A 19,414-nucleotide genomic window follows, 5' to 3' on the forward strand; every position below is an offset into this window, starting at 1 on the left:
GAGGTACGAGGAGCTGACGTCGTCCGAGTGCTTGTCGACCTTCCCGATGCTGCCGTCGGTCGCCTCGACCTTGTACCCGGTCAGATCGGTTCCCGTGATGTGGCCGGTGGTCGGCTGGTAGCCCCAGATGCTGTCACTCATAAAACGGCTCCCTCATCGAAATTCTTCGCCCACTCCACAGAAAGACTGCGGAGTCGTACAAGCGTCATCCAAATTCGGTGACGTTTCCTCGGAACGTCGGGTGCCCTGCATTCCGGATTCCACACACTCACTCTCAAGAAATACGGAGCATCTATTCACCTCCGTGTACCCGCGCAATGGAGTGCGGGAGATGAAACCTTTCTCAAGGGGGAGAGGGAGTGAGTGATTGTGGCTGCGGACGAGAAGGCACAGGCCAAGGGCGAGCAGGCCAAGGACAAGGTCAAGAAGGTCGTCGGCGGTGCGGTGGACGACGAGTAGACCGGGTGCCCGACAGCTTCAGCTCTGGCGGGACGTGCGGCACGATTCCGGCATCGGCTCGATCGCTGGCATCGCGCTGGCGTTTTGGTCGGCGTCCGGGTATGTGACGGCGTTCATCCGTGTCGCGAACGCCGTTTACGACGTGGCCGACGGCCGCCCGCATGGCAGATCCCGCCCAGTGTGCGTCGGCACCTCGGCGAGTGTGATCCTCGCCCGATCTGGTCCTGACCCGCCGAGCCAGGACGTCGGCGCAAACGACCACGATGCTGCCGGGAGCAACGCTCGACTGGCCCACTCAAGGTGCGTCGAACTGGATACACACCAGACTTGATTCATGGCAGAAGAGCGTCGGCCGCGCCCCAGGAAATCCTCGACGACAAAAGCTCGCCGCACACCGTCCGTGCGTGGAGCGGAACATGCTGCGCGTGCTGCCTGCCGGAGCCTGGAAGGTCTGATCGGCCATCCGACGGAGGGCGTATCGGCAGTGGGGCGTGAGGACGACGGTTGGTGTGTCGTCGTTGACGTCCTTGAGCTGCCGCGGATTCCGGACACGACGAGCCTTCTCGCTTCGTACGAGGTGCGGCTCGACCAGGACGGCGAACTCATGGAGTACCGCCGGGTCCGCCGCTATCGGCGGGGGTCCGCCGACGAGTGACCAGTGACTGAGGTCTGCCCGACAACCGGAAGGATGCCCATGCCTGCGACCACCTACTCCGACGAGGTAGTGGCGTGCCCACCGCGCGCCGGCACGTTGTACGACGTGCTCGAACTCATTCTTGACCGGGGCATGGTGATCGACGTGTTCGTCCGGGTGTCCCTGGTCGGCATCGAGATCCTCAAGATAGACGCGCGCATAGTGGTGGCGAGTGTCGACACGTACCTGCGATTCGCGGAAGCGTGCAACCGGCTTGACCTGGAGCGTGACTCCAGCAGCACCACCATTCCCGAGCTGCTCAGCGGTGGTGCTGCCAAGTCCATCGGTAAGCGCAAGGTTCGCAAGGCCGCGGAAAGCGTGGGGGACACCGTTCGCAAGGTGGTCGGCGGCGGTGAAGACGACTCCGACGAGCCTGATGAGGACGAGGAAGAGCAGCAGGAACGGCCGAGGAAGCGCCGTGCTCCGGCCCGCGGCGGTAGCAGCCGACGACGATCCGTGGAGGCGTGAGCCGTGACCGGCGATGGTGTGTACGTCTACGCGATCATCCGCGCGGGAAGGCCGCTGCCGGTGGACGCCACAGGTGTGGGCAGTCCGGCCGCCCCACTGCGGGCGATCCGGCAGGGACGGGTCGCCGCTGTTGTGAGTGAGGCTCCGCCCAAGCTCCGCGCCAGACGGCGCGATCTGCTCGCTCACCAGGACTTGCTGTTGAGCCTGTCGGAGCAGGGGTCGGTACTGCCGATGCGGTTCGGCATGGTCGCGTCCGACGAGGAGGCGGTGCGCGGCCAGTTGAAGGCCCGCGAGGCGGACCACGTGGCCGCACTGGAACACCTCTCCGACGGGGTCGAGGTCAACATCAAGGCGCTCCCGGCCAAGGACGCGCTGGCAAGCCTTGTCGCGGAGGACAAGACCGTCCGCCGGCTACGGGACGAAGTGCGTCGACGACCCGGATACGAAGCCAGCCTGCGACTGGGCGAGGCCGTCTCGGCTGCTCTGGAGAGCAGGGCCGCCGAAGCCGGTCGGCGAGTTCTGCGCGAGCTCACGCCCAGGGCCCGCGCGGTGGCCTCGGGGCCCGAAGTCCAGGGATGCGTGCTCAACGCGTCCTTCCTCGTCAATCGCGGCGACAGCGATGCCTTCCGAAGCGCGGCAGAGCGTTTCGGCCGTACGCATCGCGACCGTGTGGAGCTGCGCCTTACGGGTCCGCTGCCTTGTTACAGCTTCGTCTCCGCCGAAGGAACTCCCGTCCGAGCCATTGGAGTCTGAGATGGGACTCATCACCGGCCTGCTCACCCTCCCCATCGCGCCGGTCCGCGGCGTTGTCTGGGTGGCCGAGAAGCTCAATGACGCCGCCGAGCGTGAACTGCACGACCCAGGAGTGCTGCGTGCCCAACTGGCTCTGCTGAACCGGGAGCTTGAAGACGGAGACATCAGCCTGGAGGAGTTCGAACGAGAAGAGGAACGGCTGCTCGACCGGCTGCATGCCGCACAGACCTGCTCCACGCCTAGCGATCGAAGGTGACGAGATCATGGATGACACGGAAAAGGTGGCTCTCGCGGCTGCGGTAGTGGGCGGCTACGTGCTGGGCCGTACCAAGAAGGGTCGGCTGGCCTTGTCCATTGCGACCTACTTGGCGGGTCGGCGATTCGGCCTTGAACCACGCCAGCTCGCCGCCGAAGGGATGCGCAGACTGGGGGAGATCCCGCAGGTCGCCGAGTTGCAGGAGCAATTGCGCGGGGAAGTGCTGGAGGCGGGCCGCAAGGCAATGACCGCCGCTGCTGACCGAGGCATGAGCACGCTTGCCGACACCCTCAGCGACCGTACGGCCCGCCTGCTGGAGCAGGCGGATGAGGGGGAGGAGGACGAGGAGGAGTACGCCCCGGAAGAGGAGGAAGCGGAGTACGAGGAGGAGGAAGAAGAGCCAGAGGCCGAGTACGAAGAGGAAGAGCCGGAGGACGAATACGAGGAGGAGGAAGAGGAAGAACCGGAAGAAGAACTGGAAGAAGAACCTGAAGAGGAACCGGAAGCGAAGCCGCGGAGGCGCCGCGGTTCGCGACCCGACCGGTCCCGCAAGGCACCCGCACCCGCGGCACGCAAGAAGGCCGCTCCCGCCGGCGGACGGAAGCCTCGGGCAGCCAAGAAGACTGCACCGGCGAAGAAGACCACCCCCAGCAAGACGGCGGCGAAGAAGTCGGCGCCCAGCAAGAAGACCGCAGCCAGCGGGACGGCGAAGAAGTCGGTGGCGAAGAAGACCGCGGCGAAGAAGACAGCTCCTGCCAAGAAGACCGCGGCCAGGAAGACTGCGGCGAAGAAGACTGCTCCTGCCAAGAAGACCGCAGCGAAAAAGACGACGTCTTCCAAGCGAGCGGCATCCAAGCGCGCCGATCGCGGGAAGTAGGCAGCGATGACCAAGACGGAAAAGGACGAACCGGCAGAGGAAACGTCGGGTATGGACCGGATTCGCGAAGAGCTGGCCAAGTTCGTGTCCGCGCAGGTGGAGAATCTTGCCGAGAAGGCCGGCGACAAACTGACGGACGTCGCCGGGCAGCTCACCGATGCGGCCCAGAACGGTGGCTCGCTTCCCGCGATCGGGTCCCGCATCCTCCAAGGCGACTCACCCGTGAAGGCCTTCGTGTCGGAGAAGGCCAAGGGTGTCAAGGACAACGTCGTGGAAAAGGCCAAGAGCGCTTTTGGGGGCGGGAAGGGGAAGCGGAAGGCCAGCGGCGGCAAGGTCATGAACATCATCGAGGTTCTCGATGTCGGAGTGCCGCTCCGAGACACCTACGACTACTGGACGCAGTACGACAAGTTCAGCAGCTTCGCGAAGGGCGTTCGCGACGTTTCGAAGAGTGATGAGACAGGGAGTGACTGGAAGGTCAAAGTCGGCCCTTCATCACGCAGCTTCAAAGCGACTGTCCAGGAACAGATTCCTGACGACCGCATCGTGTGGACCTCCGAGGGAGCCAAGGGGACCACTCGCGGCGCGGTGAGCTTCCACGAGTTGGCGCCGACCCTGACTCGAGTCGTCCTGGTAGTGGAGTACTACCCGTCGGGGTTCTTCGAGAAGACGGGCAACATCTGGCGGGCGCAAGGGCGTCGCATGCGACTGGACTTCAAGAACTTCCAGCGATACGTGACCCTCACCAATGAAGAACCCGAGGGCTGGCGGGGTGAAATCCGTGACGGTGAAGTCGTCGTATCCCACGAGGACGCCCTAGAAGAGGAAGAGGCTGAGCAGGAGGAGTCGGAGGGCGAAGAGCCTCAGGGCGATGCCGAGGAAGGCGCCGACTCCGCATATGAGGACGAGGACGAAGACGAAGGCGATGAGGGGGCGGAGGGCTCGTACGAGGACGAAGAGGACGCATACGAAGACGAGGGTGAAGAGAGGGCGGAGGACGCATACGAGGACGAGGACGAAGAGGGGGCGGAGGACGAGGAAGACGCTCCCAAGAAGAGAAGAGGACAGAGGCGACGCCGTGAGTGACATCGACTTCCGGCAGGGCTCGTACCCCGTCTCCGGCCCTCAGACCACTAACCTCGCCGACATTCTCGAACGCGTTCTGGACAAAGGAATTGTGATCGCCGGGGACATCAAGGTCGATCTCCTCGACATCGAACTCCTCACCATTCGGCTTCGCTTGTTCGTGGCATCCGTGGATACCGCGAAGAAGGCGGGAATCGACTGGTGGGAAAACGACCCGGCGCTCAGCTCAAGCGCTTCACGCAACGCCTTGCAGGACGAGAACCGTGAACTCCGCGAGCGGCTGAAAGCGCTAGAATCCAAGGCGCCGGAAAAATCACTCGAATCCGATACGGCGGAGAAATAGCCTCAACGACGGCCCACAGGGCAATACCCCGAGTCAGCGAGGAACAAGGAGAACCGAGGCACATGACGGAGCGCGGTCCTGAGCCTTTGGGCGCCAACACCATCTACGTATTCGCTGTCTGCGCGAACCCGGATCTTTCGGCCGTGGTCGGGCTACCAGGTGTCACCGACGAGGCGCCTGTGAGCTCACTGTCGCTGGGGGCACTGACGGCGATCGTCCAGACCGTTCGGGCGAGTGACTTCACTGACGAAGTCTGGCAGGCGCGGCTGTCCGACCAGCGGGAACTTGAACGATACGCACGCGCCCACCACGATGTCGTCGCCGCGGTCGCGGCCTGCTGCCCAACAGTTCCCCTGCCGATGGCCACTCTCTACCACGGTGAGGAGAGGGCGCGAGAGGCCCTGGCCAAAGAGGCGGATCGATTCGATGCCGCGCTCAAGCGCATTGCACACCACGCCGAATGGGGTGTGAAGGTCTACGCGCCGCCCTGCCCGCGAGACGACACGGCACAGGCGCCGGTCCGGCACGTAACGCCGGCTGAGCGGTCTCGCCCGGAGCCTGGAGCCGGCCTCGCCTACCTGAACCGCAAACGAGGTGCGCAGGAGCGCCGCGAGCGGATCCAGGACGAGGCCCTGAAGACCGCGGAAGCGGTGGATACCGAAGTCCGGGGCCTCGCGGCCGCGTCCCGTAGGTTGCGGCCGCACGCCCAGCCTGCCGGGGAAATCCGGGTCCAGGTCCTCAACGCGACGTATCTGGTGGCCGAACACCGCGCTGAGGAACTGGCCCTGCTGACACGGACACTGCGGGAACGCTCCGGGGCGGACATCGAGCTGTCCGGGCCGTGGGTGCCCTACTCATTTGTTGGCGAGGTGTAGACCATGACGCACGACGTGGTGCCCTGGGACGCTCCCGGGCCCCTGAGCGGTCCCATCGGGGTACCTCTCGTCGATCTGTTGGACCGTGTCCTGGCCACCGGCGTGGTGATCAGCGGGGATCTGGTCATCGCCATCGCTGACGTTCCGCTGGTGCGGCTCTCCCTTCAAGCGCTGCTGTCGTCCGTCAACGAGCGCATCCCGGCTCCTTGGGCGGACGGCGGCCCGCTGTGAGCGGCTCTCGACTCGACCTGGACTCCGACCAGATGGGGCGCGACCTGGTCGCCCTGGTACTCACCGTGGTCGAACTCCTCAGGCAGCTGATGGAGCGCCAGGCGATTCGCCGTGTTGAGCAGGGTGACCTCAGTGATGAGCAGGTCGACGAGATCGGGACCACGCTCATGTTGCTCGACCAGCGGATGGCGGAACTCTGCGAGCAGCACGGAGTGCGTCCGGAAGATCTCAATCTCGACCTCGGCCCGCTCGGAACCCTCTTGCCCAGAAGCTGAAGGCGTCGATCCAGCTCTACCCCGCACACTGTTTTCGCGCAGGCCAAGATCCCGGATGCAGAGGCGACGCTGGTCGCTGCTGTCCCAACGATCAGCGCCGGGTCCGGATGGTGCCGGGACCCACCCTCTGGGTGACCGTGCTCGGCTCGGGTCAAACAAGTACATCGGTGGATACGCCCAGGTCGGCCATGACCGGCAGGAGAGACTCGTGGTGATGCCGAGTTCGCGGACCAGTTCGCCAGGGCTGCTCCCCGCTCCAGACCTTCATGAGCTCGGACGGCCCCGTGTAGCAGCTTGGTGCCGCTTCCTGCGAGTCGTGGCACGCGCCAACACCGATCTCCATGACCTCTGAAGTCGCTTTTCGCCGAACGGAGTTCGCCTGCGGCCCCTCAGTCGATACAGAACTCGTTGCCCTCGATGTCCTGCATCGGGATGCACGAATCATTGCCGTCATACAGCGTTCGCACGTGTACAGCGCCGAGCGGGACCAGTCGTGCGCACTCGGCCTCAAGCGCGGCGAGGCGCTCCTTACCCACGAGTCCGGTGCCGACCCGCACGTCAAGATGCAGCCGGTTCTTGGCGGCCTTCCCTTCTGGGACGCGCTGAAAGTACAGTCGCGGGCCGACGCCTGAAGGGTCGATGCAGGCAAACCACGCGTCCTGCTGCTCAGGTGGCTGCGAGCGCTTGAACTCGTCCCAAGTGGCAAACTCCGCCGGTGGCGGCGGCACGACATACCCCAACACCTCACACCAGAAACGAGCCAGGCGCTCAGGTTCTGCGCAGTCGAAGGTGACTTGGAACTTCTTGATCGACGTCATCAGGCCACCGTATTGACGCGAGCTCCTCAGCGAAACCCCAGAGTGTCATCGCGCGCAGGTCAGGCGCCTTGCGTCAGTCGTCTTCCGGAAGGAGCGGCCAACGGCCGCGGGTCCACCCTGAACGCCCCGGCCCTGAGGGCATCAGCCTTGTCCTGACCTGGAGTCGTCGGCCAGAGAGATGTGCGCGGTGACGCGTTTGCCGGACGGTTCCACGTGGACCTGGAACTTTCGGGCGACGGCCGACACGATCTCCAGGCCGTGCCGACCGATTCGGTGTGGATCGACGGCGCAGGCGACCGGCCGGGTGCGGCGGCTGTCCCGCACGGTCACTTCCACCGTGGCTTCCGCGATGCGCAATTCCATGTGGATGGGTCCTGGGGCGTACTTGCGGGCGTTGGTGACCAGTTCGCTGACCACCAGTTGCGTCAGGTCCATCACGCGTGCGGAGACCACGACGTCCTGATCTGCCTGGACACGGGTGAGGAAGTCCGCCGCGAGGTGACGTGCTTCGGCGATGCAGGAGTTGCCGCCGGCCAAGGGGACAGCGGTGGCTGTGGGGTGAGTGCTCGGCGGCCCCGCACGGTCCCTACCAGACGACTCCATTTTGTCCACCTTCGTTCCTGTTGTCTGCACATGTACCCAGGGCGGCACAGACAATGCCGCCCCTACTCACACCCATCCGCTGTCCGGGCATGCCGCCCCGTAGCATCGGGACTGGGTGGGGCACACGCTCCGTCCTCAGCGGCCCAGCGAGCGCATTCGAGGACACGGTGACAGACGTACAGCCGGCACAGTCCGGCCATTTCTCCGTCAACCACTCCACCGTCGGCGGTGTGCGGGTCGTCACGGTGTGCGGCGAGCTGGATCACCTCGTACGTGACCGTCTCGGAGAGGCGCTGAACCAGGCGGCCGACGACGCGCCCCCGCGGACCGTGGCAGACCTCACGGGGGTGACTTTCATGGACTCCAGCGGCATCAACGCTCTCATCGGTGCTCATCGCGCGGCTACCGACGCTCAGGGCTGGATCCGTCTGGCCGGCGCACAGCAGTCCGTGCTGCGCGTGATGCAACTCGTCGGTATCGACGAGCTCATTCCCTGCTACCCCACCGTGTCCCAAGCGCTGGAGAGCTGACCCCGCAGGGTGGCGAGTACGTGGCGTGGCGAGAGCACTGGTTCAGGCGACGAGCAGGCGGAGGCCGAGCTCTGCCGCGTCGAGGGCGACGAGGTCGCGGTTGCGCTCGGCCCACCGCCCTGAGGAAAGGTCGTCGCGGAGTCTGTCCACTGTCCGCTGCTCGGCCTCCGGCCCGACTCTGGTCCAAACCGATACCGCGCGGCGCACATGTTCCTCCAGGTACGCCTCGGGCCGCCGCCAGTGGGCCTCGAAGAAGCCGTCAGCGCAGTCCCACGGGACAAGCACCGGCTCCGCGCGACCCCCGATCGCGTGGGTCAGGTCGGCCAGTGAAGGCCAGTCGACGAGAAGACCGGCGAATTCCGGCAGGTAGTCGCGGGTGAGCCAGAACCTCTGAAGCCAGCCGGGGGCACTGGCGTCGTACGTGAACACCACCACGCGGCGGGCCACGCGCCGCATCTCGCGCAGCCCGGCGATCGGGTCCTGCCAGTGATGAACGGTGCTGAAGGCCATCGCGGCGTCGAAGGTCTGGTCCTCGAACGGGAGGCTCTCCGCAGCGGCATCCACGCACGGCGCCGCGCCCGCGGGGCGCTGCGCCCGCATGACCGCCGAAGGTTCCACCGCCGTGACCTCGCGGTCGGAGGGCTCGTAGGAGCCGGTGCCGGCCCCGACGTTCAGTACCGTCCTCGCGTCCCCCAGCGCATCCCAGACCTTCGCGGCGATCCGCGGCTCGGTGCGCCGCGTTGCTGGGTAGGCGGACCCGATGGTGTCGTACAACTGCGCGCCGAACACTTTCAGTTGTTCCTCTGGCGTCGTCCTGACCCCCATGGCCCGTGCCTCCAGTTCTCTGTCTATGGCCGTCACCGTGGCAGCGGCGCGGTCGCGCTGTTCCAGCAGCAGGCCGCGCAGTCGGCGTAGGTGCGCGACCGCGTCGGTGGCCGGGTCGCCGACCAGATCCGCGATCTCGCGCAATCCGAAGCCCAGCCGCCGGTAGGCGAGCACCTCTCGCAGTCGCTCCACGTCGCCTGCGGAGTAGGCCCGGTACCCGGCCGCGGTCCGCGCGGAGGGACGCACGAGGCCGATCTCGTCGTAGTGATGCAGCGTGCGTACGCTCACGCAGGCCAGTTCGGCCACACGCCCCACGGGCAGGTGCTCTTCCACGGCACCGACTATGCGGCCTGACGCCACGTGAGGGTCAAGCGTTTCGCTCCTGTTCGCCGCGTGCGAATCCACCTCCGCGGTGGCCAGTAGCTTGAGCCTGTTGATGGCCGCGTCAGCATGGACGTGAGGCCGTCGATGAGGCCGGGTCGGTACTGAATCCGTTTGAGCCGGGTTTTCACCAGGGCGGTGAAGGCTGTGTCTGGTGAGGTCGGCCAGGGACCGTTTCAGGTGCGACCAGATGCCTTCGACCGGGTTGAACTCGAGAGCGCGCGGCGGTAGTTGGTAGACGGTCAGCCATGACCGGGCGTCGATCAGCTGCGATCTCACGCGCGCGTACTCGTTCTGCCACCGCCCAGGGTGACGTGCTCACGCCGTCCGCCACAGTTCCCGGACGGCGCGTCACGTAGACGGAACAAACGTGCGCTGGCGCGACCTGGAACGACAAGAGGTCTCTGTGGCCGCTCGCAGACGGGGTTTGTCAGGGCTTCGACAGGAGCGGGCGAATCCGTCTCGACAGGGCCGTGACTGCCGACCCACTGGCTATCCCTCGTAGACCGTTCCGGCTTCGACGAAACACAGCGGGTTGCCCCATGGGTCATCGACGTAGAAGGACCGCTCACCCCACGGCCGCACGGCGATCTCGCCTCCAGATACACCGTGCACTTGCTCGTCCGACAAACACCCCAGTTCCCGGGCGCGACCGAACACCTCGTCAAGGCTCCGGACGGTGAAGTACAGCGATTTCGGCAACCGCTTGACGGTGCCATGGCCAGAGACGTCCAGGACCTGGAGCGTGACCGCACCGCAGGTGAAGTAGCACCGCGCGCCGGCTTGCCTGCGGCCAGTCACGCCGAGCAGCGTCGAATAGAACATGACCGCCTGGTCAAGGTTCGCCACCTCGACATTGAGGCGGAACAGGATCGGTTCGTCGGCGTCATGACTCTCGGAAGGCGAATTGAGGAGTGGATCGTCGCTGGTCATGGCGTTTCCTTAAGGTGTCGGTTGTTACGAACCCGTCCCGCGGATGAGGCCGAGCCAATCGGAGACCAGCGCGACTCGTTGTCGGTTCATGCGGTAGATCCGAGTCCGTCCGTGGCGTTCGTGCGTCACCAGGCCTGCGTCTTCCATCACCTGCAGGTGTCGGCTGGTCGTCGGCCAGGCATGCTCGAACATCCGCGCAATATCACCCGCCCCCATCGACCCTCCCTCGAAGTGGAGGGTGATCAAGATCTGTCGACGGGTCGGGTGGGCAAGGGCGGCGAAGACCCGGTCGTAGGCGGCCGAGTGCGCGCTGTCAGGGGCTCCGTGCACCTGGCAATACTTAGCATAGTCGCTAATTGTTTTTCAAGGCGAGGCATCGAGCCGCTCCGAGGCAGGCGTCGATCCAGTGGGGTGGCTACCGCATGCTCCGGACCACTCGCCGACAGTGAGCTGCGAGCCGGGGCCCTGGGAGCCGACGCACAGCGCAAGCGCCACGCGGAGGAGGCGAGTATCCGGTGGCTGCTGGCATCGTTCAGCCACCTGGAGGGCCTGCACCCCGGATATGCGATGTTCGAGGGCAGCTGCGGCACATCTATCGGCAACTTCTCGCGGCGGCAGGTGAACCGCTGCAGGGGCCGCCACTGCTTGTGCTCGGCATTGGTGTGCTCCACGCAGATCCGCGCGGAGGAATGGCGGCGTCGTTGCTCGCGCCAGGCGTGGTGCTCGCCCAGCGGCGCGTCGTCCTTCCGCTTCTTCGGCGAAGCGCTGACCTGGCCGGGGAACTCATTGGCCAGGCCCCGGTAGCCCTCGTCGACCTCGGCCTTGACCTTGGGGTGTCGGTGGAACTGCTCGGCGATGCCCTCGGTGCGCACGGCGGTTTGGTCGTGCATGCGGCCCGGCCGGACCACGCCGCTGAACAGCGGTGCGACCCTGCGGGTCACTGAAGGTGGTGGTCTTGATGGTGTTCCGCTTCTTCTTGCCGGAGACGAACGCCTTGCGGCCGAGGCGGTGGGGCACGGGGCGGCGGACCCGAACTTCGGTGCCGTCGATGCGCAGGTCAACGCCCTCCGCGCCGGCGCAGGCGAACAGGTCCTCCGGCATCCGCAACCGCACCCCCGGCCGGTCCGGGACGGTGAAGCCGCAGGCCGCCGGCAGCGGGCGGACCTCGCGGATCGCTCCGGAGACGGTGGAGCGGTCCACTGCGTACAACTCGGCCAGAGCGGCGTGCGGGATCCCACGCCGCAGGTGGACCAGCGTGACCAGAAGCCGGTCGACGAATACCAGGCGCTGCTCGGGCCCGGCGCCGGCCACCCGCGTCCGGTCTCCGCCACGCCGCTCGTGAAGCGCCGACTCCCGCGCGGCCTGCCACCGGGGCGCGAGTTCTTCGAGTGACTCGCCGAAGTGTGCACGCGGGACCCCGGACAGGGCAGGATGGGAACAGGCCGCACGAGCCCAGGTGAACCTCACAACTCACCCGACCCCTACGGCCGTTCTCATGTCAGGGGCCAGTGCCATGGCACTCTTGATCGTCTTCTGAGCGGTGCCTAAGCTCTCATGTCCATGGAGATCGGGGAAACGGACCGTGGGCGGCGGGCATGGCACGACGGGCTGGTCAGGCCTCGTGCAGCCGCAGGTCTGCTGGCCGCGGTGGCGGGGCTGGTCATTCTGGGCACGGTGTTCGTCGTACTGCCGGGTGTGGTGGTCGACCACGATCTCGCCGGGGCGAGCGTCGCCGCACAGGATCGACTGAAGGCGGTGAACGATGTCCGTACGACGCTTCTGCAGGTGGTCGGTGGCCTGGTCGTGCTCTTCGGCGCGTACGCCACCTGGCGGCAACTGCGGGTGAGTCAGGACGGTTTGCGGGCCACCCAAGAGGGCTACGTCACCGACCGATTCAGCCGGGCCGTCGACCAACTCGGCAGCGACAAGCTGGATGTGCGCATCGGCGGGTTGCACGCGCTGTGGCGGATCGCGGAGCAGTCCGCCCGCGACCGGGAGGCCATCATCTCCATCCAGGCCGCGTATCTGCGGACACACCTGCCCTGGCCACCCGCCGGGCCGGAATCACCGGCTGCAGACGTGCCCATCAACGACATCGCACCCCTGGAGACTCGCGCCGCCGACGCCCAGGTGGCGCTGACCGCGCTCGGCGTGCTGTGCCAGCATAGGGAGCAGTCCTGGGTCAATCTCAGCATCACCGACTTGCGCCGGGCCGACTGCGACGGGCTCTGGTTCCCCGCGGTCAACTTCGACCGCGCTTGCATGGAGGCCGCGGGCCTGTACCACGCCAATCTGACCCAGGCGTCCCTGGTCTCGGTCAACCTGCGGCACGCCGACCTCACGACTGCGATTCTCCGCCGGGCTCGCTGTATTCTGGCCGACCTACGGGCCGCGAAGCTGGTCGAAACCGACTTGCGTGACGCCGACTTCACCGAGACCGACCTGCGCGAGGCAAACCTGCGCAAGGCCGACGCCCACGGCGCGGTCTTCCACCGCGCCGACCTCCGCATGGCCGACTTGCGCGGCACCGACTTGAGCACCGCCAACCTTGTCGAAGCACGCCTGACCGGCGCCCTGGCCAGCGAGCACACCCGCTGGCCCGCCGACTTCGACCACACGGCCGCCGGAGTCGTCGACACCGATGACCCCGGCCCCGAGCCCTCGTCCCTGCTCCAGCCTCCGGGGATGACATGGCAGGCTCCGCCGCTGCGGTCCGCCACCTGACCAAGACGCGCCGGTCAAGACAGCGGCGACCGCGATCGGCCTGACATCACCACTCCTCCTCAGCGGCGTCCTGATCGCGCAGGGGCCCAGACCGTCAGGCAGATCCGGGAGCTGATAGCGCTCCCCAGGTCGGACCAGGGCGAGCCGGCGGCGGCGTCCTTGCTTGAGTTCGGGCGGGCTGCCCCGCGTTCATTCAGGAGGAGGCGGTGGTTGAGTCCACGCTGCCGCAGCCGCCTGCGACGTGGGCTGGACGGAGAAGACCTGTTCCAGACCCACCATGCGAAAGGTTCGGATGACGCCGTCCGGTACCGCGGTCAGAACGACGGACGCGTCGGCTGCCAGCGCGTGGTTGCGGGCGGCGATGAGAAGCGTGATGCCGGTGGAATCGCAGAACGTGAGCCGGTCCAGGTCGATGACGAGTTGCTGACCGGGGGAGAGGGCGAGGCGGGGGAGCAGTGTGCGGACGTCCGGCGCGCTGTGATGGTCCAAGGCGCCGACCAGTTCGATCACCGGGCCCGCTGGCGTGGTGCGGGTGTGTACGGCCAGTTCGTGGGTCACATCTGCTCTTCACTGCTGTGTCGGGGCACGTTGAAGGCCAGGACCGCGGTGTCGTCGTCCACGCCGGTGCCGAAGCTGTCGAGCAGGTCCCGGATTGCGGCCACGGCGTCGCGGGCGGTGGTGGGTGCCAGCTCCTGGGCGAACTCCAGCAGGGCTTCGTCGCCGTAGCGGCCGGCGGCGCCGACGGAGTGGGCTTCGGTGAGACCGTCGGTGTGCAGGAACAGCGTGTCGCCGGGGTCGAGGCGGACGCTGGTGGTGGCGATGTCGGCGTCGGGCAGGACGCCGATCAGCTGGCCGCCGGGAGTCGGCAGATAGTCGGCATGGCCGTCGGAACGCATCAGCAGGGCCGGCGGATGGCCGCCGCTGGCCAGGGTGACCTGGAAGCCGCCCTCGTCTCCGTCCGGGGTGAGCAGGCCGAAGATGACGGTGCAAAAACGCGGGTCCTGGCCGTTGTACTCGTGATTCAAGACGGTGTTGAGGTTGGCGAGCACAGCCGCGGGCTCGGGGTCGTACACGGCAGCGGCGCGCAGGGTGTAGCGCGCGAGGGAGGTGACGGCCGCGGCGGCGGCACCCTTGCCGCAGACGTCGCCCAGGAAGAATCCCCAGGTGCCGGAGGCGAGGGGGAACAGGTCGTAGAAGTCACCGCCGACCTCGTCGGCGGATGCGACGTGGTAGTAAGCGGCGACATCCAGGCCGGGCACGTCCACCAGTGTGGGGGGCAGCAGCGTTTTCTGGAGTGTGGCGTTCAGGCGCTTCAGACGTTCGCGTTCCCGGTCCGATTCCTGACGGGCGCGCAAGAGCTCGGCTTCGTACGTACGCCGGTCCCGGGCGTCGAAAACAGTGGTGCGGATCAGCAGCGGCTGTCCGTCATTGCCGTTGCGAATGATGGAGGTCACCAGCACCGGCAGCCGGCCGCCGTCTGCGGTTCTTAGTTCCAGGGCGATGCCGCTGATCTCGCCCTGCATGCGCAGCAGTGGGCCGAAGTGGGTCTCGTGGTAGAGCCGGCCGCCCACGGTGAGCAGATCGGAGAAATCCCTCCGGCCCACCAGGTCGCTGCTTTCGTAGCCGAGCCAATTCAGCAGAGTGTGGTTGATCTTCGCGATGCGGCCGTCCAGCGTCGTGGAGAGGTAGCCGCATGGCGCGTGTTCGTACAAGTCCTCCGCGCTGTCCTCCAGCAGTGCGGAGAACATGGCCTGGTCGTCACCTGGCGGAGAGACCGGCGGAGAGTCCGGGGGGGAACTCTCGCTCTTCTCGTGGTCGTCGGTCGTGCACATCAAAGGCCGGCTCTGACAAAGGCCGCGATCGCAACGGCGGTCTCCTCGGGGGCGGCGAGCTGCGGACAGTGCCCTGTGGCATTGAGTGTGATCAGCCTGCTGCCGGGAATCCGCGTCTGCACGAAGACCCCCACCTCAAGTGGTGCGATCGCGTCCTTGGAGCACCGCGCCACCAGGGTCGGAACACGCACGTGGGCAAGGGCCTCGCGATTGTCGGACAAGAAGGTGACCCGGGCGAAGACTCGGGCGATCTCCGGATCGGTGCGGCAGAAGCTGTTGGTCAGCTCCTCGCCCAGTTCCGGACGCTCGGGATTACCCGCGATCACCGGAGCCATGGCACGCGACCAGCCCAGATAGTTCGCATCCAGCGACTCCAGAAGCTCCTCTATGTCCTCAGCGCTGAACCCGCCCCGATAGCCGGATACCGGGTCGTCGATGAAACAAGGAGAAGGGGCGAGCAGAAGCAGACCGCTGAACGCACCCGGCTCCTGTGCCGAAGCCACCACACCCATCATTGCGCTCACCGAGTGTCCGACAAACGTCACGGGACCCAACTCGAGCTCGTGACAGATCTCCAGCACGTCCTCGGCGTAGCCATCGATGGTGGAGTAGCGCTGCTCGCTCCACGACGCCAGATCGGAGCGCCCTGCCCCCACGTGGTCGAAAACCACCACCGTGAAATCGCGCTCCAGCAGCGGGACCACCAGCCGCCACATGTTCTGGTCGCACCCGAATCCGTGCGCGAGCACCACGACGGGGCCGCCCGTCCGGCCGGTCACCCTCACATGGTTCCTGCTCCGCACGTCCATGGAGCCATCCTTGCAGACTGACCCGAACCCCCCGACCGAAAGTCCTCACCACCTCGAACGCCTCCCGCCATCGCGCGGGATCCAACCTGCGACCTGCGGCCATCATCGCTTCGTAGGTCCACACGACTGACGATGATCGACGGTGGCCGCAGCTATACGCGCAGCGGCTCGGACCAGCAGGATCACGATCTGTCGCGTACGAAGACGGGCTTGAGGCGTCGCTCCGGCAACGCGTCGGGCAGGTCCTCCCAGTCGATGACATGGGAGACGACCCGCTCGGGCGTCACCAGGCCCGAGCCGGCGAGGGCCAGGGCGTCGGGGATGTGGCTTCGCACGTTGTCGCGGGCGACGCGCAGGTTGACGCCTGTGAGGTACATGTCGAGCAGGGGCAGCTCACCGGGTCGGAAGTGGTTGCCTGCGGACTCGCAGAAGCCTTCAGGGGCAAGGGACTTGAGAGCGAGGGAAAGCTGGTCTACGCGGCCGGTGGCCTCTACTGCTACGTCAAAGCCGTGGTGGATCGGCTCGATGGCCTCGGCGGTGCGTGCGCCGAATCCCTCCGCGATCTTGCGGTGCTCGCCGTCGGGGTCGACGTACAGGACGTCGCGGGCGCCGAGCGCGCGGGCGATGTCGCACACGTACAGGCCGATGCTGCCCCGGGCGACGACCAGGACGCGGGCCCCGGGACGGGCCTTCAGGTGCGGGGCGACCAAACGCCAGGACAGGGACCAGTTGTCGCTGGCCGAGGCCATGGCGATGGGGTCCAGGCCTGGCGGCAGCGGGACCAGCATGGCGTCCGCCCAGGGCACGTGGACCAGGTCGGAGAAGAGCCCGCCCCAGCTTCCGCCGATCGGAGCGCCGTACATCGCCATGTGCGGCACGGAGGTGCAGTGAGCAGTGAGGCCGGCGCGACAGTGCTCGCAGGCGCCGCAGCTGATGGACCAAGGGACGACCACCAGGTCGCCGGGGGTCACACCGGTGACGGCGTCGCCGACGTCGACGACCTGGGCCACGCACTCGTGGCCGATGGGGAACGGCGGTTCGACGAAGCCGTGTCCGGCCAGGATCGCGGAGTCCACGTCGCACGGGGTGGCGGCCACCGGTGCCACGATCGCGTCCTGGCCGGACTGGAGCTTCGGGTCGGGCGTCTCGCGCCACTCGACGGTGTGCCGGGCGACGTAGGTCAGTTCACGCATCGGACTTCTGCCCCTTGTCCTTCTGTGCCAGGGCGACCAGGTCGGCGTGGCGGATGATGGAGCCGCCCGCGCCCCAGGTGCCGTCCGGCTGCTCGTGCACCAGTACCCACACGCGCAGGGCGTCGTCCTGGGGCAGACCTGCGGCCTTGAGCACGGTCTGGGTCGCTTCTTCGACCAGCCCTGCCGTGCGGCGCTCGGAGAGCGCGCCCTGCGGCACGGTGACGTCGACGAGGAAGCGCGGGGCGTCGTCCTCCGCGGTGATCTGTGCCCCCTTCGGCAGCTCGATCAGGTAGCTCCACGCCTGGGCGCGGAAGAAGGCGGTGTCGGGCGCGCCTTCCCAGCGCAGCAGCACCGCACCGAGGTCGCTCTGGATGCGCTTGCGGCCCTCCTCGGTCAGGGAACCGGCCGGCGCTGTGAGCCGGATCATCGGCATGGCTTCTCCTCGCTCGCTGACGACATCGACTTATGACGGTCGTTATAGGCAGGGGTCACGCTAGGCTATGACGGTCGTTATAGCCAAGGGGGTCGAGGAGATTGCGCACATGACGAGGACCAGTCCGCAGGCGCGCGAGCGGATCGTGGCCGGCGCCGCCGACATGATCAGCCGGCGCGGTCTGAACGCCACGAGCATCCGCGAAATGGCCAAGCACTCCAAGGCGCCGCTCGGCTCCACCTACCACTACTTCCCGGAGGGCAAGCAGCAACTGGCGACGGAAGCCGTCCGGTACGCGGGCGAGCTGGTGGCCAGGACCCTGCGCAAGGAGCTCCAGGCAGGCCCGGTCGCCGGGCTGCGCGCGTTTCTCGCCCTGTGGCGCACGATCGTCGTCGAGAGCGACTTCCGCGCCGGCTGCCCCGTCCTCGCCGTCTCCATCGAAGAGCCACCGACCGAAGCGATCCCGGCCGCCGTCGCGGCAGCCGCCGGGGTCTTCGAGGAATGGGAGAACCTGCTCGCCGCCTCGCTGCGGGAGCACGGCGCCGAACCCGTAGAGGCCGCACAGCTCGCGACGCTCATCGTCGCGGCCGTCGAGGGGACCGTGGCCCTGTGCCGTGCCAAGCGCAGCATCCAGCCCCTCGACCACACAGCCGAGCAGCTCCAGGTACTCATCCGCAGCGCGATCATCGACTGAGACGGCCGGAGTCGCGCGTCTCCCCGGCACTCAACGACCACGCGGCATGCGCTCGTCGTCCAGGGTGGACAGGTCGCAACGCACACGACGTGGGTGCAACCGGCCCGGACGGGCTCGCGGCGGCGTTCCGGCGGCGGGTTGCAGGCAGTCGACAGTGAACGCGGCGGCGATCAGTCGAGCGCCGACCACAGAACCTGCGGCAAGGGCCAACGGGATGTCCGCCGCGCAACCGAGAACGCCACCTTGCACTGAACCGTTGTGCCGGCGCAGGTCGTCGCGAGTGTCCCGATCAAGCGTGGCCTCACCCTCCCCTGCATCCGCCTCCATACCGGCTCCGACGAGCAAGGTCACAATCCACGGCTGGAGTACGGGGAGTCAGGCGCCGTGCCGGGGCGGCACGTTGGTGTGCGGGACGGGATACGACTGAACATGCAAACCAGTTGCCGCGCGTCGTTGCGTGATCAGCTGATCACGGACGCGCCATAGGCTCCGGGATCCCCTGATGACGGGACGCCGTCTGCGCGCGCCCCGGTGTATTCGGGCGATCCGACAACGCGGCGTGGGGGTCCCCCTGCTCGAAGAGCTTGGGGGAGTGCCGTAGCTGTCGTCGTGCGCCCGCCGGGGATTACGGGACAGCCCTTAGGTCGCGGGATTTGCTCCGACGGCCTGCCGATAGGCCACGTGACCGCCCAGCGCACCGCTCACAGCGACGGCGGCCAAGCCGCCGAACGACCACAGCCTGCCCTTCGTCGGGTGACGGCGGAGCCGCGCTGTCAGGGACGCCGTGTAGAACGCCACCGCAGCCACGTTCGAGACCGCATGGGCCAGTCCGACCCGGGCCTGCTCAGGTGGCAGGTCGGCCCAGTCGGCCCAGCCCGCGACCGCTGCCGGGACGACCCCGGCCAAACCGACGGCCGTGAGGGTCATAGGCGCACGTCCCCCTCCCGGAACGATGTCCAGTACGGCCGCCGACAGCCAGCAACCGATTGGTACTTGTACGAGAAGGGGATGCACGGGATGGCCCAGCGGTCTGCCGCGCAGCAGGTCGCGCACGTCGCCCAGCGGGATCGAGCGGACTCCCCGCTGGAGAACTCGGATTGCCGGATCCGCGACCACCGACCTTTCCATACGGTCCAGGGTCGTCAGCCACCACGCCGACGCGGTGTCCAGGCGGGAGGGCTTCGTGGTTTGCGTGAAGGTGTCGAGGGCGTGTGTGTTCATGTACAACGGCTACCCGGCATCACGCCGCCATCTCATCGTGGCCTCGACTGCACCCGAACGGTCTGCCTCCCGACGGTGGAGCAGTAACGGCCGGGTGTGCG

Annotated in this window: 26 protein-coding genes and 1 pseudogene; 13 read left to right on the forward strand and 14 right to left on the reverse strand. The window is 67.0% G+C overall.

Going from position 1 to position 19,414, the window contains the following annotated elements:
• A pseudogene (locus ABZX90_RS36170) lies at positions 1-141 on the reverse strand (PRC-barrel domain containing protein); the annotation flags it as partial.
• Between the two features lie 652 nt (positions 142-793).
• Here ABZX90_RS36170 and ABZX90_RS36175 point away from each other — a divergent pair.
• The 10 genes from ABZX90_RS36175 to ABZX90_RS36220 all read left to right on the forward strand — a co-directional run bounded on the left by ABZX90_RS36175 (position 794) and on the right by ABZX90_RS36220 (position 6,317).
• On the forward strand, positions 794-1,114 hold the full coding sequence (locus ABZX90_RS36175) for a gas vesicle protein (RefSeq protein WP_351130966.1): 321 nt from the start codon (positions 794-796) through the stop codon (positions 1,112-1,114).
• Between the two features lie 39 nt (positions 1,115-1,153).
• On the forward strand, positions 1,154-1,621 hold the full coding sequence (gene gvpJ / locus ABZX90_RS36180) for a gas vesicle protein GvpJ (RefSeq protein ID WP_351130965.1): 468 nt from the start codon (positions 1,154-1,156) through the stop codon (positions 1,619-1,621).
• A 3-nt stretch (positions 1,622-1,624) separates the two neighbouring features.
• The gene (locus ABZX90_RS36185) at positions 1,625-2,374 is read left to right on the forward strand and encodes a GvpL/GvpF family gas vesicle protein (RefSeq protein ID WP_351130964.1); all 750 of its coding nucleotides are present in this window, start codon (positions 1,625-1,627) and stop codon (positions 2,372-2,374) included.
• Between the two features lies 1 nt (position 2,375).
• Positions 2,376-2,630, forward strand: a complete 255-nt coding sequence (locus tag ABZX90_RS36190; RefSeq protein WP_351130963.1) for a gas vesicle protein GvpG — start codon at positions 2,376-2,378, stop codon at positions 2,628-2,630.
• A 7-nt stretch (positions 2,631-2,637) separates the two neighbouring features.
• Positions 2,638-3,507: a histone protein gene (locus ABZX90_RS36195; RefSeq protein ID WP_355212164.1), complete on the forward strand. Its 870-nt coding sequence runs from the start codon at positions 2,638-2,640 to the stop codon at positions 3,505-3,507.
• Between the two features lie 6 nt (positions 3,508-3,513).
• Positions 3,514-4,593 carry an SRPBCC family protein gene (locus ABZX90_RS36200; RefSeq protein ID WP_355212167.1) on the forward strand — a complete coding sequence of 360 codons (1,080 nt, stop codon included), beginning with the start codon at positions 3,514-3,516 and terminating at the stop codon, positions 4,591-4,593.
• Positions 4,586-4,936 carry a gas vesicle protein gene (locus ABZX90_RS36205; RefSeq protein WP_355212170.1) on the forward strand — a complete coding sequence of 117 codons (351 nt, stop codon included), beginning with the start codon at positions 4,586-4,588 and terminating at the stop codon, positions 4,934-4,936. Before ABZX90_RS36200 ends, ABZX90_RS36205 begins: the two co-directional genes overlap by 8 nt.
• A 62-nt stretch (positions 4,937-4,998) precedes the next feature.
• A complete protein-coding gene (locus ABZX90_RS36210) occupies positions 4,999-5,811 on the forward strand; it encodes a GvpL/GvpF family gas vesicle protein (RefSeq protein ID WP_355212173.1) in 813 nt (270 codons plus the stop codon).
• Between the two features lie 3 nt (positions 5,812-5,814).
• Positions 5,815-6,042, forward strand: a complete 228-nt coding sequence (locus ABZX90_RS36215) for a gas vesicle protein (RefSeq protein ID WP_355212176.1) — start codon at positions 5,815-5,817, stop codon at positions 6,040-6,042.
• Complete coding sequence (locus ABZX90_RS36220) at positions 6,039-6,317, forward strand: gas vesicle protein K (RefSeq protein WP_351130956.1); 279 nt, start codon at positions 6,039-6,041, stop codon at positions 6,315-6,317. The genes ABZX90_RS36215 and ABZX90_RS36220 overlap by 4 nt, the downstream gene beginning before the upstream one ends.
• 389 nt (positions 6,318-6,706) lie before the next feature.
• On the opposite strand, the gene ABZX90_RS36225 is transcribed toward ABZX90_RS36220, so the two are convergent.
• On the reverse strand, positions 6,707-7,135 hold the full coding sequence (locus ABZX90_RS36225; protein ID WP_351130954.1) for a VOC family protein: 429 nt from the start codon (positions 7,133-7,135) through the stop codon (positions 6,707-6,709).
• A gap of 141 nt (positions 7,136-7,276) precedes the next feature.
• Positions 7,277-7,738 (reverse strand): ATP-binding protein, encoded by a 462-nt coding sequence (locus tag ABZX90_RS36230; RefSeq protein WP_351130953.1) that lies wholly within the window; start codon positions 7,736-7,738, stop codon positions 7,277-7,279.
• 167 nt (positions 7,739-7,905) lie between these two features.
• Here ABZX90_RS36230 and ABZX90_RS36235 point away from each other — a divergent pair, with 167 nt between their 5' ends.
• Positions 7,906-8,268, forward strand: coding sequence for an STAS domain-containing protein (locus tag ABZX90_RS36235; RefSeq protein WP_351130952.1), 363 nt, complete (start codon positions 7,906-7,908; stop codon positions 8,266-8,268).
• A gap of 42 nt (positions 8,269-8,310) precedes the next feature.
• On the opposite strand, the gene ABZX90_RS36240 is transcribed toward ABZX90_RS36235, so the two are convergent.
• From ABZX90_RS36240 to ABZX90_RS36260, 5 genes are all read right to left on the reverse strand, one after another.
• The gene (locus tag ABZX90_RS36240) at positions 8,311-9,399 is read right to left on the reverse strand and encodes a MerR family transcriptional regulator (RefSeq protein WP_351130972.1); all 1,089 of its coding nucleotides are present in this window, start codon (positions 9,397-9,399) and stop codon (positions 8,311-8,313) included.
• Between the two features lie 567 nt (positions 9,400-9,966).
• On the reverse strand, positions 9,967-10,407 hold the full coding sequence (locus tag ABZX90_RS36245) for a VOC family protein (protein WP_351130951.1): 441 nt from the start codon (positions 10,405-10,407) through the stop codon (positions 9,967-9,969).
• A 24-nt stretch (positions 10,408-10,431) separates the two neighbouring features.
• On the reverse strand, positions 10,432-10,737 hold the full coding sequence (locus ABZX90_RS36250) for a metalloregulator ArsR/SmtB family transcription factor (protein WP_351130950.1): 306 nt from the start codon (positions 10,735-10,737) through the stop codon (positions 10,432-10,434).
• Entirely contained in the window at positions 10,650-11,297 is a 648-nt protein-coding gene (locus ABZX90_RS36255; protein ID WP_351130949.1) for a transposase family protein, read from the reverse strand. The genes ABZX90_RS36250 and ABZX90_RS36255 overlap by 88 nt, the downstream gene beginning before the upstream one ends.
• Complete coding sequence (locus ABZX90_RS36260; protein WP_355212183.1) at positions 11,191-11,874, reverse strand: transposase family protein; 684 nt, start codon at positions 11,872-11,874, stop codon at positions 11,191-11,193. The genes ABZX90_RS36255 and ABZX90_RS36260 overlap by 107 nt, the downstream gene beginning before the upstream one ends.
• Before the next feature lie 93 nt (positions 11,875-11,967).
• On the opposite strand from ABZX90_RS36260, the gene ABZX90_RS36265 reads away from it, so the two are divergent.
• Positions 11,968-13,131 carry a pentapeptide repeat-containing protein gene (locus ABZX90_RS36265; protein ID WP_351130947.1) on the forward strand — a complete coding sequence of 388 codons (1,164 nt, stop codon included), beginning with the start codon at positions 11,968-11,970 and terminating at the stop codon, positions 13,129-13,131.
• Between the two features lie 189 nt (positions 13,132-13,320).
• Here ABZX90_RS36265 and ABZX90_RS36270 read toward each other — a convergent pair whose 3' ends face one another.
• From ABZX90_RS36270 to ABZX90_RS36290, 5 genes are all read right to left on the reverse strand, one after another.
• The gene (locus tag ABZX90_RS36270; protein ID WP_351130946.1) at positions 13,321-13,689 is read right to left on the reverse strand and encodes an STAS domain-containing protein; all 369 of its coding nucleotides are present in this window, start codon (positions 13,687-13,689) and stop codon (positions 13,321-13,323) included.
• On the reverse strand, positions 13,686-14,879 hold the full coding sequence (locus tag ABZX90_RS36275) for a SpoIIE family protein phosphatase (RefSeq protein WP_355212187.1): 1,194 nt from the start codon (positions 14,877-14,879) through the stop codon (positions 13,686-13,688). The genes ABZX90_RS36270 and ABZX90_RS36275 overlap by 4 nt, the downstream gene beginning before the upstream one ends.
• A gap of 83 nt (positions 14,880-14,962) precedes the next feature.
• Positions 14,963-15,772, reverse strand: coding sequence for an alpha/beta hydrolase (locus ABZX90_RS36280; RefSeq protein ID WP_351130944.1), 810 nt, complete (start codon positions 15,770-15,772; stop codon positions 14,963-14,965).
• Positions 15,773-15,954: 182 nt separating this feature from the next.
• Positions 15,955-16,965 carry an alcohol dehydrogenase catalytic domain-containing protein gene (locus ABZX90_RS36285; RefSeq protein WP_355212190.1) on the reverse strand — a complete coding sequence of 337 codons (1,011 nt, stop codon included), beginning with the start codon at positions 16,963-16,965 and terminating at the stop codon, positions 15,955-15,957.
• Entirely contained in the window at positions 16,958-17,398 is a 441-nt protein-coding gene (locus ABZX90_RS36290; RefSeq protein ID WP_355212193.1) for a tautomerase family protein, read from the reverse strand. Before ABZX90_RS36290 ends, ABZX90_RS36285 begins: the two co-directional genes overlap by 8 nt.
• 109 nt (positions 17,399-17,507) lie before the next feature.
• On the opposite strand from ABZX90_RS36290, the gene ABZX90_RS36295 reads away from it, so the two are divergent.
• On the forward strand, positions 17,508-18,092 hold the full coding sequence (locus ABZX90_RS36295) for a TetR/AcrR family transcriptional regulator (RefSeq protein ID WP_351130939.1): 585 nt from the start codon (positions 17,508-17,510) through the stop codon (positions 18,090-18,092).
• Between the two features lie 639 nt (positions 18,093-18,731).
• Here the strand turns inward: ABZX90_RS36295 and ABZX90_RS36300 are convergent.
• Entirely contained in the window at positions 18,732-19,313 is a 582-nt protein-coding gene (locus tag ABZX90_RS36300; protein ID WP_355212196.1) for a DUF2231 domain-containing protein, read from the reverse strand.
• Between the last annotated feature and the right edge of the window lie 101 nt (positions 19,314-19,414).

This window comes from Streptomyces sp. NPDC002935 (assembly GCF_040611295.1).
In the GTDB taxonomy this organism is placed as follows: domain Bacteria; phylum Actinomycetota; class Actinomycetes; order Streptomycetales; family Streptomycetaceae; genus Streptomyces.